At 59.8% G+C, this 14,649-nt stretch carries 14 protein-coding genes; 7 read left to right on the top strand and 7 right to left on the bottom strand.

The genetic code is table 11. The features are described 5' to 3' along the window. Positions 1-8: 8 nt before the first annotated feature. Entirely contained in the window at positions 9-1,187 is a 1,179-nt protein-coding gene (locus tag ACVW0Y_RS20685) for an amino acid ABC transporter permease (protein ID WP_457440979.1), read from the bottom strand. Between the two features lie 93 nt (positions 1,188-1,280). Continuing rightward, positions 1,281-2,309 (bottom strand): amino acid ABC transporter substrate-binding protein, encoded by a 1,029-nt coding sequence (locus ACVW0Y_RS20680; protein WP_457440978.1) that lies wholly within the window; start codon positions 2,307-2,309, stop codon positions 1,281-1,283. A gap of 534 nt (positions 2,310-2,843) precedes the next feature. Here ACVW0Y_RS20680 and ACVW0Y_RS20675 point away from each other — a divergent pair. The 3 genes from ACVW0Y_RS20675 (at position 2,844) to ACVW0Y_RS20665 (ending at position 6,704) form a co-directional block, all read left to right on the top strand. Further along, positions 2,844-3,500 (top strand): alpha/beta hydrolase, encoded by a 657-nt coding sequence (locus tag ACVW0Y_RS20675; RefSeq protein ID WP_457440977.1) that lies wholly within the window; start codon positions 2,844-2,846, stop codon positions 3,498-3,500. A 27-nt stretch (positions 3,501-3,527) separates the two neighbouring features. Then, positions 3,528-5,453: an acyl-CoA synthetase gene (locus ACVW0Y_RS20670; RefSeq protein ID WP_457440976.1), complete on the top strand. Its 1,926-nt coding sequence runs from the start codon at positions 3,528-3,530 to the stop codon at positions 5,451-5,453. A 312-nt stretch (positions 5,454-5,765) separates the two neighbouring features. Next, positions 5,766-6,704, top strand: a complete 939-nt coding sequence (locus ACVW0Y_RS20665; RefSeq protein ID WP_457440975.1) for a GGDEF domain-containing protein — start codon at positions 5,766-5,768, stop codon at positions 6,702-6,704. 139 nt (positions 6,705-6,843) lie between these two features. Here ACVW0Y_RS20665 and ACVW0Y_RS20660 read toward each other — a convergent pair whose 3' ends face one another. Continuing rightward, positions 6,844-7,428 carry a YajG family lipoprotein gene (locus ACVW0Y_RS20660; protein ID WP_457440974.1) on the bottom strand — a complete coding sequence of 195 codons (585 nt, stop codon included), beginning with the start codon at positions 7,426-7,428 and terminating at the stop codon, positions 6,844-6,846. A 508-nt stretch (positions 7,429-7,936) separates the two neighbouring features. Between ACVW0Y_RS20660 and mqo the strand changes: the two genes are divergently transcribed. After that, positions 7,937-9,451, top strand: coding sequence for a malate dehydrogenase (quinone) (mqo, locus tag ACVW0Y_RS20655; RefSeq protein ID WP_457440973.1), 1,515 nt, complete (start codon positions 7,937-7,939; stop codon positions 9,449-9,451). Between the two features lie 206 nt (positions 9,452-9,657). Here mqo and ACVW0Y_RS20650 read toward each other — a convergent pair whose 3' ends face one another. After that, the gene (locus ACVW0Y_RS20650) at positions 9,658-10,767 is read right to left on the bottom strand and encodes an NADH:flavin oxidoreductase (RefSeq protein WP_457440972.1); all 1,110 of its coding nucleotides are present in this window, start codon (positions 10,765-10,767) and stop codon (positions 9,658-9,660) included. Positions 10,768-10,804: 37 nt separating this feature from the next. Further along, the gene (locus ACVW0Y_RS20645; protein ID WP_457440971.1) at positions 10,805-11,413 is read right to left on the bottom strand and encodes a TetR/AcrR family transcriptional regulator; all 609 of its coding nucleotides are present in this window, start codon (positions 11,411-11,413) and stop codon (positions 10,805-10,807) included. A gap of 248 nt (positions 11,414-11,661) precedes the next feature. Between ACVW0Y_RS20645 and ACVW0Y_RS20640 the strand changes: the two genes are divergently transcribed. Continuing rightward, entirely contained in the window at positions 11,662-11,940 is a 279-nt protein-coding gene (locus ACVW0Y_RS20640; protein WP_457440970.1) for a hypothetical protein, read from the top strand. Between the two features lie 98 nt (positions 11,941-12,038). Here the strand turns inward: ACVW0Y_RS20640 and ACVW0Y_RS20635 are convergent, their stop codons facing one another. Beyond that, on the bottom strand, positions 12,039-12,521 hold the full coding sequence (locus ACVW0Y_RS20635) for a glutathione peroxidase (protein ID WP_457440969.1): 483 nt from the start codon (positions 12,519-12,521) through the stop codon (positions 12,039-12,041). A 108-nt stretch (positions 12,522-12,629) separates the two neighbouring features. Beyond that, the gene (locus ACVW0Y_RS20630; RefSeq protein ID WP_457440968.1) at positions 12,630-13,115 is read right to left on the bottom strand and encodes an FKBP-type peptidyl-prolyl cis-trans isomerase; all 486 of its coding nucleotides are present in this window, start codon (positions 13,113-13,115) and stop codon (positions 12,630-12,632) included. A 12-nt stretch (positions 13,116-13,127) separates the two neighbouring features. Here ACVW0Y_RS20630 and ACVW0Y_RS20625 point away from each other — a divergent pair, with 12 nt between their 5' ends. Further along, positions 13,128-13,436, top strand: coding sequence for a DUF3565 domain-containing protein (locus ACVW0Y_RS20625; RefSeq protein ID WP_457440967.1), 309 nt, complete (start codon positions 13,128-13,130; stop codon positions 13,434-13,436). Next, positions 13,436-14,620 (top strand): acetate kinase, encoded by a 1,185-nt coding sequence (locus ACVW0Y_RS20620; RefSeq protein ID WP_457440966.1) that lies wholly within the window; start codon positions 13,436-13,438, stop codon positions 14,618-14,620. Before ACVW0Y_RS20625 ends, ACVW0Y_RS20620 begins: the two co-directional genes overlap by 1 nt. Positions 14,621-14,649 lie beyond the last annotated feature (29 nt).

Here is a 14,649-nt window from a genome sequence, read left to right as displayed (position 1 = left end):
GCCCTTCCTCACCGTTCGATCAGCGCAATGCGCTTGTTGTACCAGTTCATCAACATCGAAATGCTGATACTGATGGCCAGGTACACACTCATGGTGATGGCAATTACTTCAATCGCTTGCCCGGTCTGGTTGAGCACCGTACCGGCAAACAACGACACCATATCCGGGTAGCCGATACCGGCGGCCAGGGAGGAGTTTTTCGCCAGGTTGAGGTATTGGCTGGTGAGCGGCGGAATGATCACGCGCATGGCTTGCGGGATGATCACTTTGCGCAGGGTTGGCCCATTGCGCAGGCCCAGCGAGTGCGCCGCTTCGGTCTGCCCGTGGGTAACCGACTTGATGCCCGAACGTACGTTCTCGGCGATAAACGCGGCGGTGTACACGGTCAGGGCGATGGTCAGCGCCAACAGCTCGGGAATCATTACCCAGCCGCCGACGAAGTTGAAACCCTTGAGCACTGGCGTTTCCCAGTGGAACGGGGCGCCGAAGATGATCACGCTCAGCGCAGGAATAACCACCATGATGGCAACGCCGACCCAGCCCTTGTGGAACGGAACGCCGGTGGCCTCAAAGCGCTTGTTGGCCCAACGAACCATCAACACAGTGGCCGCAATCGCCAGCACCACGGCCACGGCGAACGCGGCAAAGCCGTCGGCTGCCGTGCCCTGGGGCATGTTCAAACCGCGGTTGCTGAGAAAGAAGGTGTCGCCCACGTTGATGCTGTTGCGCGGCCCTGGCAGGGGCTGCAGCACCGCAAAGTTCCAGAACAGGATTTGCAGCAGCGGCGGGATATTACGGAAGGTCTCGATATAGACCATGGCCAGCTTGTTGATCACCCAGTTGGACGACAACCGCGCCACACCGATGATGAACCCCAGGATGGTGGCCAGCACGATACCGATGGCCGAAACGAGCAAGGTATTAAGCAAGCCGATGACAAACACGCGTGCGTAGGTGTCCGCTTCCGTGTAGTCGATCAGGTGCTGGGCGATGCCGAAGCCTGCACTGTTTTGCAGGAAGCCAAAGCCGGAGGTGATGCCGCGGTGTTGCATGTTGGTCTGCACGTTATCGAACAGAAACCAGCCAGTGCCCACCACCGCGACGATCGTAATGATCTGAAAGAGCCAGGCACGCAAGCGCGGATCGCTTAACGAAAAGCTCCCCGCTGTGCCGATTTTATTTTGCATGGAATGCCCCAGGTACGTTGAAACAAAAAAATCGCCGATCAGACGATGGGAGAACGCGTTCTCACACCGCCTGACGGCGACCGGGCTTTTCTATTAACGCACTGGTGGTGCGTATTGCAGACCACCTTTGTTCCACAGAGCGTTAAGGCCACGCTCGATCTTCAGCTCGCTGCTCGCACCGACGTTGCGGTCGAACACTTCGCCGTAGTTACCCACTTGCTTGATGATCTGCACTGCCCAGTCTTTCGGCAGTTTCAGGTCTTTGCCGTATTCACCGTCAGCACCCAGCAGACGAGCAACGTCCGGGTTCTTGGTGGACTTGGCTTCAGCTTCAACGTTTTTGGAGGTGATACCGGCCTCTTCAGCGTTGAGCATGGCGAACAGTGTCCAGCGAACGATGCTGAACCACTCTTCGTCGCCTTTACGTACGACTGGGCCCAGCGGCTCTTTGGAAATCACTTCCGGCAGAACCACGTACTCAGTCGGTGCAGCCAGCTTGATGCGCTGTGCGTAGAGCTGCGACTGGTCGGAGGTCAGCACGTCGCAACGGCCGGACTCCAGCGACTTGGCGCTTTCGTCGGAGGTGTCGAAGGTGATCGGGGTGTATTTCAGGCCGTTGGAGCGGAAGTAGTCCGACACGTTCAGTTCGGTAGTGGTACCGGCCTGGATGCAGATGGTCGCGCCGTCGAGTTCCTTGGCGCTGGAAACGCCGAGCTTCTTGTTAACCAGGAAGCCGATACCGTCGTAGTAAGTTACGCCGGTGAATACCAGGCCCATGCCCGCATCGCGGGAGCTGGTCCAGGTGGTGTTACGCGACAGCATGTCGACTTCGCCGGATTGGATCGCGGTGAAGCGTTCCTTGGCGGTCAGCGGGCTGTATTTGACTTTCGAGGCATCGCCCAACACGGCAGCAGCAACACCACGGCAGATATCAACGTCGATACCCTGGTAGTTACCTTTGGCATCTGGAACCGAGAAGCCCGGCAGACCGTCACTTACACCGCACTGAACAAAGCCTTGTTTCTTCACTTTATCCAGAGTCGCGCCCGCTTGAGCGAAGCCGCTGGCGCCAAGAATGGTCGCTGCGGTCAGGATAGCCAGGGTGGATTTCACCATCTTCATTAAAACCTCCAGTTGCTGTTGTTGTGTTTGGAGTCTTGGCCCCACCGCCGTACCCTTTTGAGGCACGCTCAGCCATCGAGGATGGCTAATACGGGGTGCTGACCTGAGAGCGAGTCTAGTTGGCGATGCTCCCACCGGCCAAAACTCACCCCCCGTATACGCGTTGCATTGGTTTGCACGAACACACGGGTTGGGGATTTTCCCGTTCGCTTAGCTGCCTGCCTGGCAACCCGTGGCGAATCTGTTGGGAATTTCCCTTGGCTTATTTTTCTATAGCTTGTTTCCTGCGTAACGCGATTGCCCGAACACCTTGCCTGAATCGGCGCTGGCAAACGGTGGAGTGTTACCCAAATTGGGGCATGCAATCGGTTAAATCACTTATAGCAAAGCCCGTACCATACGCCCCGGAAAAGGGCGATTTAGGCAGGTCAAGAGCAAAACTTGTAGCCTTGCGACAAGTTCTTAACGGATCAGCCAAACCCTCAATCAGCCGACGCCCCATCGCGGAGCGTGCGCACCGAACTGGAGCCTGACATGCACGAAAATCTGATACTTGAGCCCACACTTACTGCCGACGCCTGCGTTATCTGGCTGCATGGCCTGGGTGCCGACCGCTTCGACTTCCTGCCGGTGGCCGAAGCGCTGCAGCAACAGCTGACCAGCACACGCTTTGTGCTGCCCCAGGCACCAACCCAAGCGGTAACCATCAATGGCGGCTACGCCATGCCCAGCTGGTACGACATTCTGGCCATGAGTCCGGCGCGGGCGATCAACAGCCAGCAACTGGAAGACTCGGCGCAGCGCGTGATCGAGCTGATCGAAGGGCAGCGCGACAGCGGCATCGACCCGGCACGGATCTTCCTCGCCGGCTTCTCCCAAGGCGGAGCGGTGGTGTACCACGCCGGCTTCCTACGCTGGCATGGGCCGCTGGGCGGCGTGCTGGCGCTTTCCACCTACTCCCCAACCCTCAGCACTGACGTAGAACTGCCGGCTACAAAAAAACAACTGCCGGTTTACTGTTTGCATGGCACGTTTGACGACATCGTGCAGCGCGCCATGGGTCGCGCTGCCCATGACTGCCTGGAGGCACAGGGCGTACCAGTGACCTGGCAGGAATACCCTATGGGCCATGAAGTGCTGCCCCAGGAAATCCGAGATATCGGCACCTGGCTGGCGGCGCGATTGGGCTGAAACCCGCGAATCAGAAAAGGTCAGCAAATGAGCCAAGCCGTCGTTCACCACCCCGCTCAAGTACCCGCCATTGCGTCACTGCGCGACACCCTGGCGATTGAGCAGATCGCCCTGCAAGACCGCGATATGCCGGCCAGCACCTACGAGCTGCTGCAACGCAGTGCGGAGCGCAATCCCGACGCTACGGCCCTGACCTTTCTGCTGCACGGCAATAGTGAAGAGCAGCCCTACCAGCTGAGCTATGGCGAGCTGTTCGGCAAGGTCACGCAAACTGCCAACGCCCTGCATCGCCTCGGTGTAGGGCCGGGCAAGGCGGTGTCGTTTCTGCTGCCCAATCTACCGCACACCCACTTCACGTTGTGGGGCGGTGAAGCGGCCGGGGTGGTCAATGCGATCAACCCGCTGCTGGACAGTGAGCATATTGCCGAGTTGATCCGCGCCTCCGATTCCGAGGTACTGGTAACGCTGGCCCCCTTCCCTGGCACCGACCTGTGGGACAAGGTCGCCGCGCTGCGCGAGCACTTGCCCGAGCTCAAGCACATCATCACGGTGGACATGGCCAACTACTTGCCCGAGCCGCAGCGCAGCGGGCTCAAAGCCCAGCGCGGTGGTTTGCCTGCGGGGGTGCTGGACTTCGACGAACTGATCGCCGTTACCCCCGCTGACCACCTGGAAAGCGGCCGGGTCATCGCGGCCGACGACATCGCCTCGTACTTCCACACCGGCGGCACCACCGGCACGCCAAAGCTAGCGCCGCACACCCATCGCAATGAAGTGGCGATGGCCATGATCCTGGCCTTTGCCATCGACCTGCATGCCAGCGACGTAACCCTCTGCGGCCTGCCGCTGTTCCACGTCAACGGCGTGATGGTCACCGGCCTCGCGCCCTTCTATGTCGGTGCCGAGGTGCTGCTGGCCACGCCCCAGGGCTATCGCAGCCAGAGCCTGATCCAGAATTTCTGGAAGATCATCGAACGTTACCGGGTGAGCTTTTTCAGCGGCGTACCGACCATCTACGCCGGTTTGTTACAGGTGCCGAGCGCCGGCCACGACCTGTCTAGCCTGCGCTACGCCCTGTGTGGTGCGGCACCGATGCCGGTGGAGTTGATCCGCCAGTTCGAGAGCAAAACCGGCCTCAAGCTGATCGAAGGCTACGGCCTTACCGAAGGCACCTGCGGCAGCTGTGGCAACCCGCCGGCGGGCGAAAGCCGCCCTGGCTCCATCGGCATCCGCATGCCGTACTGCGAAGTGAAAATCGCCGTGCTCGATGAACAAGGCAACTATCTGCGTGACGCCGCCGAAAACGAAATCGGCAACCTGGTGCTGCGCGGCATCACGGTGTTCAACGGCTACCTGCAAACAGACAAGAACACGGGCATCTGGGTCGATGGCGATTGGTTCAATACCGGCGACCTGGGCCGCATCGACGCCGACGGTTTTATTTGGCTAACCGGGCGCAGCAAGGACCTGATCATTCGCGGCGGGCACAATATCGACCCGCAGATGATCGAAGAAGCACTGCACAAGCATCCGGCCGTGGCCATGGCCGCCGCAGTGGGCAAACCCTGTGTAAAAGCGGGCGAACTGCCGGTGGTGTACGTGCAGTTGGTGCCGGGGGCCAGCGTCAGCGCCGAGGAACTGCTCAGCCACGCCGCCGCCCATATTCCAGAGCGGGCGGCAGTGCCCAAGGATGTGTGGATCATCGACGCCATTCCGCTCACCGCCGTGGGTAAAACCTTCAAACCGAGCCTGCGCCATGACGCCATCCGTCGGGTTTTCGAGGCCGACCTACGGCATATCGACCCGCAGGTGCGCGTGGAGGTCAGCGCCGACGACAGCCATGGTCAATTGGCACGCCTGTACTTCCAGAAGCTAGACGCGGCGCGCCATGCAGCTATTGATGCGTGCCTGTCCGGCTATGCCGTGCGCTACCAGGTAGTGGCTGACGTCTGACACTACCGAAATAAACAGGGAACGAACGATCCGGTAGCAGGCTCAGAATTGTTGCCGGGCTGTGAACCGCTGAGCAGCAGATTGCTGCCTTGCCAGCTATGGTTCACCTGGGTCTTTTTCCAACCTGCCCTAACCGGCGAAGTGCCATCAGGCGGCGCGGCGAACATGATGATCGCCAACCCGACCGACGCTTTTCGCCATGGGTTACCACGGCCAGGACCCTGTTCAGCTAAACCGGGTTTTCGCACTTACGAAAGGATGCGTCGCGATGCCATTCCCTATTGTTTATCCACATGGAACGCTTCAATTGCGATGAAAAACGCGCAGTGGCAGGCCGACCTGCATTCCATCCATGACATGCGTCTGTTTCAGAATGTCGCCGCCCATAACCTGGGGCGCCTGCTGGAGCAATTTCACGCCTTTGAACTGGACGCCGAGGAAGTACTGCTCTCGCCGTTCGACCGTAACCAGCACCTGTATGTATTGCTGGAAGGCGAATTGAAGGTATTCCTCGCCTCCCTGGACAACCCGGCAGTGAAAACCCTGCAGGCCGGCGAGTGCGTGGGCGAAATCAGCTTTATCGACAACGACCACCCTTCTGCCTACGTGGTAGCCGCCACGCGTTGCCTGGTCTTGCGTCTGCACCGCGAATCGCTGTTCAGTCTGTTCGCGCAATCGCCGGAGCTGATGCAGAACCTGCTCGAACTGCTGTGCGAACGGGTGCGCCAGGGCAACCAGATCATTATCGACAGCGAGCAGAACGCCAATGTCGACACCCTGACCGGTGCCTTCAACCGGCGCTGGCTGGAACATATCTTCGAACGGGAAAACACTCGCTGCGCCTTTAATGGCCAGCCGATGTGCCTGTTGATGCTGGATGTCGATCACTTCAAGGCCTACAACGACAACCATGGCCATCTGGCCGGCGATTACGCCTTGTGCCTGGTGGCGCATACCCTGCGCAACCAGCTGCGGCCGAAAGACAGCCTGACGCGCTACGGTGGCGAAGAGTTTGTCATTCTCCTGCCGGGAATGAACGCCGACGAAGGCCGCGCCATCGGCGAACGTCTGCGCCTGGCGCTGGAACAGGTGAGCTCGTTCTACTCGCCGGTGGGGGTATTGCCGGGGGTGACCATGTCCATCGGCTTGGCCGAGATTCGCCCGAACGATACCTTGCAGACTTTGATTGCCCGCGCGGATAGCGCGCTGTATCAGGCCAAGCAGCAGGGAAGAAACTGCCTTTGCGGCTAACCACTACCTCGTAGGAGTGGTTTCAGCCGCGATGCTCTTGATCTTCCAGAGCATCGCGGCTGAAACCGCTGCTACAAAGGATCTCGCAGGCACAAAAAAGCCCGGAATCGAACCGGGCTTTTTTGTGCCTGCGAGATCCTTACTGCGCCAGGATCTGGCCAATGGTCGGGTCTTTGAAGGTGCGGGTCAGGGCATCGCTCAACACGTCGCTGACCAGCTTGGTGTTGGTTTCCTGGTTCGGTGCCATGCCGAATTTCTGCTCCAGGGTGGCACCGTAACGGCCGCTGTAACGGCGGGTGGCGTTCTGTACATCAGCACGGAAAGTGGCACCGATGCTGGCTTCGGTCACGTACATGCCTTCCTTGGGCGACTGGTATTTCAGATCGGCCAGGGTAATGGTGATTTGCGGAGCGTTCAGCGCGCCGGGCGACGGGGTGAAGCCCAGCAAACGTACAGCAGCTTCAGCCTGTTGCTGCAGCTTTGGCAGGATGTCGGCACCTTGCACGGTGACAGCGCTGGTTTCCGGGTACAGACCGCCACGGGTACCGAGCACCGGCGATGGACGACCATCAACCACACGCACCACCACAGGCTGACCTTGGCCGACCGGGGTGAGATTGCTGGTGAGTTTCGGCGTCGGGCTGAGTTGTTGCGGGCTGTTTGCACAGCCAACCAGCGTCAGGCTGGTAACAGCGATCAGACCAAACAACAGACGGTGCAGCATGCTCATCTCTCCACAAGGATTAGAACGCCCGGTTGGGCTGCTTGAAGTGGCCGCAGTATACCCAGCGCAACGGCGGCCTGACAGCGCTGAAATCTCTGACCCAGCAGGCCTGGTGAGGTTCCGGCCCGGCCGGCGCAGCGCCCTGTAAACAGCGGTCGTCATCGGTGCAAACCGGCGTCTGGCGTTGGCGGGCTGACCGGCGGGGAAAGAAAAGTCACGCTAAAAAACCAACTTTTGTCATTTCACCGTTATAATCGCGCCCCGATTATAAGGACGTCTCCTGCTCGGGCCTCGCAGCTACCCTGATGAACTCAGCATCAGCCCGCACCGCCCCAGAGAGTCGCCCACTTCGCGTGACCTTCCGGCACCTCTGCTTTGCTTCCACACCTGCTATATACGGGGGTAAAAGCGCGCAGAACGTACCCTTGGCACCCGAACTTTTGAGGTTCACGTTTCCAAAAGAGCGTGAAAAAACGGTTTCACAACTTCACAAGAGTGTGGCGAGCAAATGGCGCAAAACGATTACGAGGCTGTCGATGTGCTGCTGGTTGGTGCCGGCATCATGAGCGCGACACTGGCCGTGCTGTTGAAAGAGCTCGACCCCGGCATCAAGCTGGAAGTCGCTGAAATGCAGGCGTCCGGAGCCATCGAAAGCTCCAACCCCTGGAACAACGCCGGTACCGGTCACGCCGGCCTGTGCGAACTCAACTACACCCCCGAGGCCGCTGATGGCTCGGTGGACATCAAGAAAGCCGTGAACATCAACACCCAGTTCGAGGTGTCGAAACAGTTCTGGGCGCACTTGATGCAGCAAGGCAATTTCGGTTCACCGAAAACCTTTATCAACCCGATTCCGCACCTGAGCTTCGTGCAGGGCGAAAGGGGCATCCAGTTCCTCAAGACCCGTCATGCCGCTCTGGTCAAGCACCATGCCTTCGATGACATGTTGTACACCGAAGACAAGGCCACCATGGCCGAGTGGATGCCGCTGATGATGCCGGGCCGCGCCGCCGATGAAGCCATCGCCGCCACCCGCGTGGAGTCCGGTACCGACGTCAACTTCGGTGCCCTGACCAATCAGCTGCTGAAATTCCTCGGCGAGCAAAGCGACTGCCGCGCGACCTACAACCAGAAGGTTGTCGGCCTCAAGCGCACCGACAAAGGTTGGCGTGTCACCATCAAGGACACCCAGTCCGGTGCCAGCCGCGAAGTCGACACCAAGTTCGTCTTTCTCGGCGCGGGTGGCGCGGCCCTGCCGCTGCTGCAAATGTCCGGCATTCCGGAAGGCAAAGGTTTTGGTGGTTTCCCGGTGAGTGGCCAGTGGCTGCGTTGCGATGACCCGGAAATCGTCAAACAGCACGAAGCCAAGGTGTACAGCCAGGCCGCGGTAGGTTCGCCACCGATGTCGGTACCGCACCTGGATACCCGTGTGGTCGACGGCAAGAAATCCCTGCTGTTCGGGCCATACGCCGGCTTCAGCACCAAGTTCCTCAAGCACGGCTCGTTCCTCGACCTGCCGCTGTCGGTTCGCCCGAGCAACCTCGGCCCGATGCTGGCAGTAGCCCGCGACAACTTCGACCTGACCAAATACCTGATCAGCGAAGTACTGCAGTCCAGCGAACAACGCATGGAATCGCTGAAGCGTTTCTTCCCGAACGCCAAGTCGGCGGACTGGCGTTTGGAAATTGCCGGTCAGCGCGTGCAGATCATCAAGAAAGACCCGAAAAAAGGCGGCATCCTGCAGTTCGGTACCGAACTGGTTGCAGCCCAGGACGGCACCATCGCCGCCCTGCTGGGTGCATCGCCGGGTGCATCGGTTACCGTGTCGATCATGCTGGAACTGATCGAGCGCTGCTTCCCTGAGCAGGTGAACGCCGCCTGGGCCGAGAAGCTCAAGACGATTTTCCCGGCACGGGAAAAAGCCCTGGAAAACGATGCAACGCTATACCGCGAAGTCAACGCCCGCAGCAATGAGCTGCTGGGGTTGACGCCGCGCAAGGTAGAGACTGTTGCTACCGTGTGATGGCAAATGAGTAAAAAAACGGCGCCTGGTGCGCCGTTTTTTTATGCCTATACAAAAGCATCGCGGCTAAAGCCGCTCCTACGAGATCGCACATTTCGTAGGAGCGGCTTTAGCCGCGATGCTTTTATGCGGACAAAAAAAGCCCCACCGAAGTGAGGCCTGAAAGTGCTGCGCTGAATACAGCGCAACAAAGGGAAAAGCATGTCTTAAACCAGTGTAGTCAGCGCTTCACGGCTGAAGGCGAGAATCTCGTCTTCACGGCCATCGCGTACCTTCACGGCCCAATCCGGGTCAACCAACAACGCACGGCCCACGGCCACCAGATCGAATTCCTGCTTGTTCAAACGCTCCAGCAGGGCATCGAGTTTCTCTGGCTGAGCGACCTTGTCGGTCTTGACCATAAACTGCATGAACTCGCCATCCAGACCCACGCTGCCGACGGTGATGGTCGGCTTGCCGGTGAGTTTGCGGGTCCAGCCGGCCAGATTGAGGTCGGAACCTTCGAACTCCGGCTCCCAGAAACGGCGGGTGGAACAGTGGAAAATATCCACGCCAGCGTCGGCCAGTGGCTGCAGGAATTCACCCAAGGCTTCTGGCGTTGTCACCAGGCGGGCGGTGTAGTCCTGCTGCTTCCATTGCGAGAAGCGAAAGATGATCGGGAAAGTGGGGCTGGTGGCAGCACGCACGGCCTTGATCAGCTCGATGGCAAAACGCGAACGGTTGGCCAGGCTGCCACCGTATTCGTCGTCGCGCTGGTTGGAGCCTTCCCAGAAAAACTGGTCGATCAGGTAGCCATGGGCACCGTGGATTTCCACGCCGTCCATGCCGATGGCCTGGGCGTCTTTGGCGGCCTGGGCGAAAGCAGCGATGACGTCGTCGATATCCTGCTTGGTCATGCCATGGACGACTTCAACGCCATCCTTGGTTTTGCCGGTCGGGCCGTAGCCGGGCACGCTGGCGTCCGGCTCGGTGCCGATGCGGCGCACGCTGCCGACGTGCCAGAGTTGCGGAACGATCTTGCCGCCTTCGGCGTGTACCGCGTCGACCACTTGTTTCCACCCGGCCAGCGCGTCCTCACCAAAGAAACGCGGCACATGCGGGTAGCCGTTGGAAGCCTGGTGGCCGACGGTGGTGCCCTCGGTCACGATCAGGCCCACACCTGCGGCGGCGCGGCGACGGTAGTACTCGATCACTTTGGCGTTAGGCACACCGCCCGGGGAGAACGAACGGGTCATCGGTGCCATGACGACGCGGGTTGGCAGTTCCAGCTCGCCAAGGCGGAAGGGTTCGAACAGAGCTTTCACAAGAGCGGTCATGCAAATCTCCTAACGGGCCTCAGGGGCCATTGGGTCATCAATAAGCGGGCGTCAGCAGACGCTCCAGTTGGTGCAGAAAGACGCTGAGCGGGGCGGCGTTGGCGCCGGCCTTCATCCGCATCAAGGTGCCTTCCCAGGCATTGGCGATAAATTCCGCCAACTCCACACAATCGGTTTCGGCGCTCAACTCGCCTGCCTCGCGGGCTTCGATCAAACACCCGGCAAGGATGTCCACCGAGCGCTGCAGAATGCTTTCCACCTGCAGGCCAATTGGTTGCGAGGGCTCGGCCATTTCAAAACTCAGGCTGCCGATAAAGCAGTGGTACTGCGGTTTTTCCTGGCGACGGAAGTGGTTCAACAGCTCGCCATAGAAACTCAGGATGCGCTGACAGGGGCTCAGCGCCGAATTACCCAGCGCACTGGCGTAACGCTGCAGGCGCGGGGCATAGAGGTGTTCCAGTGCGTGGACGGCGAAGTCTTCCTTGCTGGCGAAGTAGTGATAGAACGAGCCTTTGGGAATACCGGCGGCCTGCACGATCTCTTGCACGCCGGTGCCGTGGTAGCCGCGACGCAGCATCACTTCCGAGCCTTTGGTCAGGATCAGATCGCGCTTGTCGAGCCGGATAGTGGGGTTGGCTGTAGTCATGGCGGCGATCATATGACCGGTCGTCTCGCTTCGCCCAGCATCATTGATAGCAGTGATAAAGCCCTACAGACGAATCGGTAAATCGCGATATCGCGATGGCCCTGACGTAGGTTGGGTTGAGCTCTGCGAAGCCAACACAGCGGACTCGACCTTATCGATACCAGCTATTGAAACGGTCGATTTCAACCGAAGCGGAGCGAGGAATAGTCTGGCCTCACTCTCACTCACCGGGCCGATAGGAGGCTCCAATGAACCGCTTCGCAACTATCGCCCTGCTACTGATTGCTACCGTTCTGACTGGTTGTGCTGGCCAAGGCCACTCGATGTTGGAACTCAAACCCTACACCGCCCTGGAGCTGCGCCAGAAAGCGTTGGAAGACTTGAGCCGTCAGGGCTTGTCGTTCGACGAATACCAGCTCAAACGCGCCCAATTGCAGGGCCAGCCGGTGCGTGATTTCGACTTTGACGGGCAAGATGAGCTGAATGCAGGCCGCGGCAACGGCAACCGCGAGGCTCATCAGGGTTGAGGAAAAACTCGACTCGTAGGAGCAGCTTTAGCCGCGATGCTTTTCAAGATCAAAGGCATCGCGGCTAAAGCCGCTCCTAGGAGAACAGCGAGGCGGTATTAGGCCAAGGCTTTTTCGATTGCCTGGATAAGCGCCGGATCATCCGGTGTGGTACGCGGTGAAAAGCGCGCCAACACCCGGCCATCCTGCCCCACCAGAAACTTCTCGAAATTCCAGGTGATATCCCCCGGAAACTCCGCACCCTCGCCCGCCAGCAGACGGTACAGTGAGTGACGGCCCGGGCCATTCACTTCGAGCTTGCTGCTCAGCGGAAAGCTGACGCCATAGTTGAGGCTGCAGAATTCCTTGATCTCATCTTCGCTGCCAGGTTCCTGGCCGGCGAATTGGTTGCAAGGCAGGCCCAGCACGCTGAAACCCTGGTCCTTGTACTGCTGGTACAGACTTTCCAAACCCGCGTATTGGGGCGTCAGGCCGCATTTCGAGGCGACATTGACCACCAGCACAACCTTGCCCTTGAGGGGCGCGAGCGACAATTCCTGGCCATCCAAGGCACGTAAATTGATGTCGTGAAAAGCACTCATGACGAACTCCCGATCAGTCATTACAAACGAAGCCCTTACGGACAAAAAAGGCGCCCTGTTGAGCGCCTTTTTGGTAATCCAGTTAGCCGCTACAGCAGCTTAGCTGAATCAATGGTGGTGACCACCTTCGCCATGGATATGACCATGGGCGATTTCTTCTTCGCTGGCCGCACGTACGGCAACGACCTTGATCTGGAAGTTCAGACGCTGGCCAGCCAGCGGGTGGTTGCCGTCGACGGTGACGTCGTCGCCGTCCAGATCGCGGATGGTGACGATCTGCATGCTGCCGTCCGGCGCGGAAGCGTGAAACTGCATACCCACTTCCAGTTCATCAACGCCTTCGAACATGCTGCGGCTCAGGGTGCTGACCAGTTCGGCGCTGTATTCGCCGTAAGCTTCTTCAGGCTCAACGGCCACGGTCAGTTCATCGCCAGCCTGCTTGCCAACCAGGGCTTTTTCCAGACCGACGATAATGTTGCCTGCACCTTGCAGGTAAACCAGCGGGGCGCCGCCGGCAGAGCTGTCGATCACCTCACCAGCATCGTTGGTCAGGGTATAGTCGATGGAGACAGCCGTATTGGCAGCGATCAGCATGGGGCGGAACCTTTGCGAAAGAGTGGAGAACGGGCAAGTTTAACCAAGGGTTCGGCCGAAAGCGACCCGAGCGCAGACGGACGGACGCCGCCCCACGTACAGATTCTGGGCTTTCGCCAGGATGAAGAAGGCCATTGGGTGGCGGTGCTGTCTTGCGGCCATACTCAACACCTGCGCCACCAACCGCCCTGGCAGAACCGCGACTGGGTGCAAGACCCCGTGCAACGGCAAGAAAAAATCGGCCAACCCTTTAGCTGCGGTTGGTGCGCCCAGGGGCAGGAGCCCCCGGTTGAAGATGATCAGCAAGACGAGGAGCAGTGATGCAAGCACGGCATATTCTGGTGATCAATTGCGGCAGTTCATCGATCAAATTCGCCCTGATCCACGAGGCCCATTCGCAGACGTTTCTCAGTGGTGAAGCGCAAAACCTCGGCACCTACGATGCCGAGCTGCATTGGCGGCGTGGCCCCGAACACGACAGCCTGATGATTCCCAACGCCGACCACCGCGCCGCCCTGTCACAGCTGCTACCGATCGTGCAAAGCGCCTGCGGCGGCAAGTTGCACGGCATCGGTCACCGCGTGGTGCATGGCGGCGAACGCTTCAGCGCAGCGCGGCGCATCGACCCCCAGGTGCTCGCCGAAATCAGCGCCACCGCCCATCTGGCACCACTGCACAACCCGGCCAACCTGATGGGCATCGAAGCCACCCTCAAGCTGTATCCCAATTTGCCCCAGGTGGCCGTGTTCGACACCGCCTTCCACCACAGCCTGCCCGAGTACGCCTTTCGCTACGCCGTGCCAGAGTTTCTCTACCGCGAGCATGGCATTCGCCGTTATGGCTTTCATGGCACCAGCCACCGTTACGTCAGCGCCCGCGCGGCCGAGATGAGCAACCTGTCGGTGGACGACAGCTGCTGGCTCTCCGCACACTTGGGCAACGGTTGCTCCACCTGCGCGGTGGTGAATGGCCAGAGCCGCGACACCAGCATGGGCCTGACCCCACTGGAAGGCGTGGTGATGGGCACCCGCAGCGGCGATGTCGACCCGAACCTGCACAGCCACCTGGCCTTGGCCCTGGGCTGGGATATCGAAAAAATCGACTACATGCTCAACCACGACGCCGGCCTGCTCGGTTTGTCCGGGCTGTCCAACGATATGCGCAGCCTGGAGCAGGCCCAGCATGACGGCCATGAAGGCGCGACGTTGGCCATCGAGGTGTTCTGCTACCGCCTGGCCAAATCGCTGGCGGCCATGAGCTGTGCCCTGCCGCGTTTGGACGGGCTGATTTTCACCGGCGGCATCGGCGAAAACTCGCCGCTGATCCGCAGCAAAACCGTCGCCCATCTGCGCCTGCTCAATTTGCAGTTGGATGACGAAGCCAACCAGCGCTATATCCGTGGGCTTTCCGGTACGATCCACGCCTACGGCCACCCACGGGTGCTGGTGATACCGACCAACGAAGAGCGGCAGATCGCCCTCGATACCTTGCAGCTACTGCACTAGCAGCGCTCGGGCTCCCGGTAGGAGCGGCT

This window comes from Pseudomonas sp. TE3786 (assembly GCF_054057335.1).
This window is presented reverse-complemented; position numbering and strand designations above follow the sequence as displayed.

Excerpts from the sequence above, each read along its gene's own strand:
- ACVW0Y_RS20680 (WP_457440978.1), bottom strand. The coding sequence starts at position 2,309 with ATGAAGATGGTGAAATCCACCCTGGCTATCCTGACCGCAGCGACCATT.
- ACVW0Y_RS20620 (WP_457440966.1), top strand. The coding sequence starts at position 13,436 with ATGCAAGCACGGCATATTCTGGTGATCAATTGCGGCAGTTCATCGATC.
- ACVW0Y_RS20640 (WP_457440970.1), top strand. The coding sequence starts at position 11,662 with ATGAACCGCTTCGCAACTATCGCCCTGCTACTGATTGCTACCGTTCTG.
- ACVW0Y_RS20645 (WP_457440971.1), bottom strand. The coding sequence starts at position 11,413 with ATGACTACAGCCAACCCCACTATCCGGCTCGACAAGCGCGATCTGATC.
- ACVW0Y_RS20635 (WP_457440969.1), bottom strand. The coding sequence starts at position 12,521 with ATGAGTGCTTTTCACGACATCAATTTACGTGCCTTGGATGGCCAGGAA.
- ACVW0Y_RS20675 (WP_457440977.1), top strand. The coding sequence starts at position 2,844 with ATGCACGAAAATCTGATACTTGAGCCCACACTTACTGCCGACGCCTGC.
- ACVW0Y_RS20665 (WP_457440975.1), top strand. The coding sequence starts at position 5,766 with ATGAAAAACGCGCAGTGGCAGGCCGACCTGCATTCCATCCATGACATG.
- ACVW0Y_RS20630 (WP_457440968.1), bottom strand. The coding sequence starts at position 13,115 with ATGCTGATCGCTGCCAATACGGCTGTCTCCATCGACTATACCCTGACC.
- ACVW0Y_RS20660 (WP_457440974.1), bottom strand. The coding sequence starts at position 7,428 with ATGCTGCACCGTCTGTTGTTTGGTCTGATCGCTGTTACCAGCCTGACG.
- ACVW0Y_RS20670 (WP_457440976.1), top strand. The coding sequence starts at position 3,528 with ATGAGCCAAGCCGTCGTTCACCACCCCGCTCAAGTACCCGCCATTGCG.
- ACVW0Y_RS20650 (WP_457440972.1), bottom strand. The coding sequence starts at position 10,767 with ATGACCGCTCTTGTGAAAGCTCTGTTCGAACCCTTCCGCCTTGGCGAG.
- ACVW0Y_RS20685 (WP_457440979.1), bottom strand. The coding sequence starts at position 1,187 with ATGCAAAATAAAATCGGCACAGCGGGGAGCTTTTCGTTAAGCGATCCG.
- mqo (WP_457440973.1), top strand. The coding sequence starts at position 7,937 with ATGGCGCAAAACGATTACGAGGCTGTCGATGTGCTGCTGGTTGGTGCC.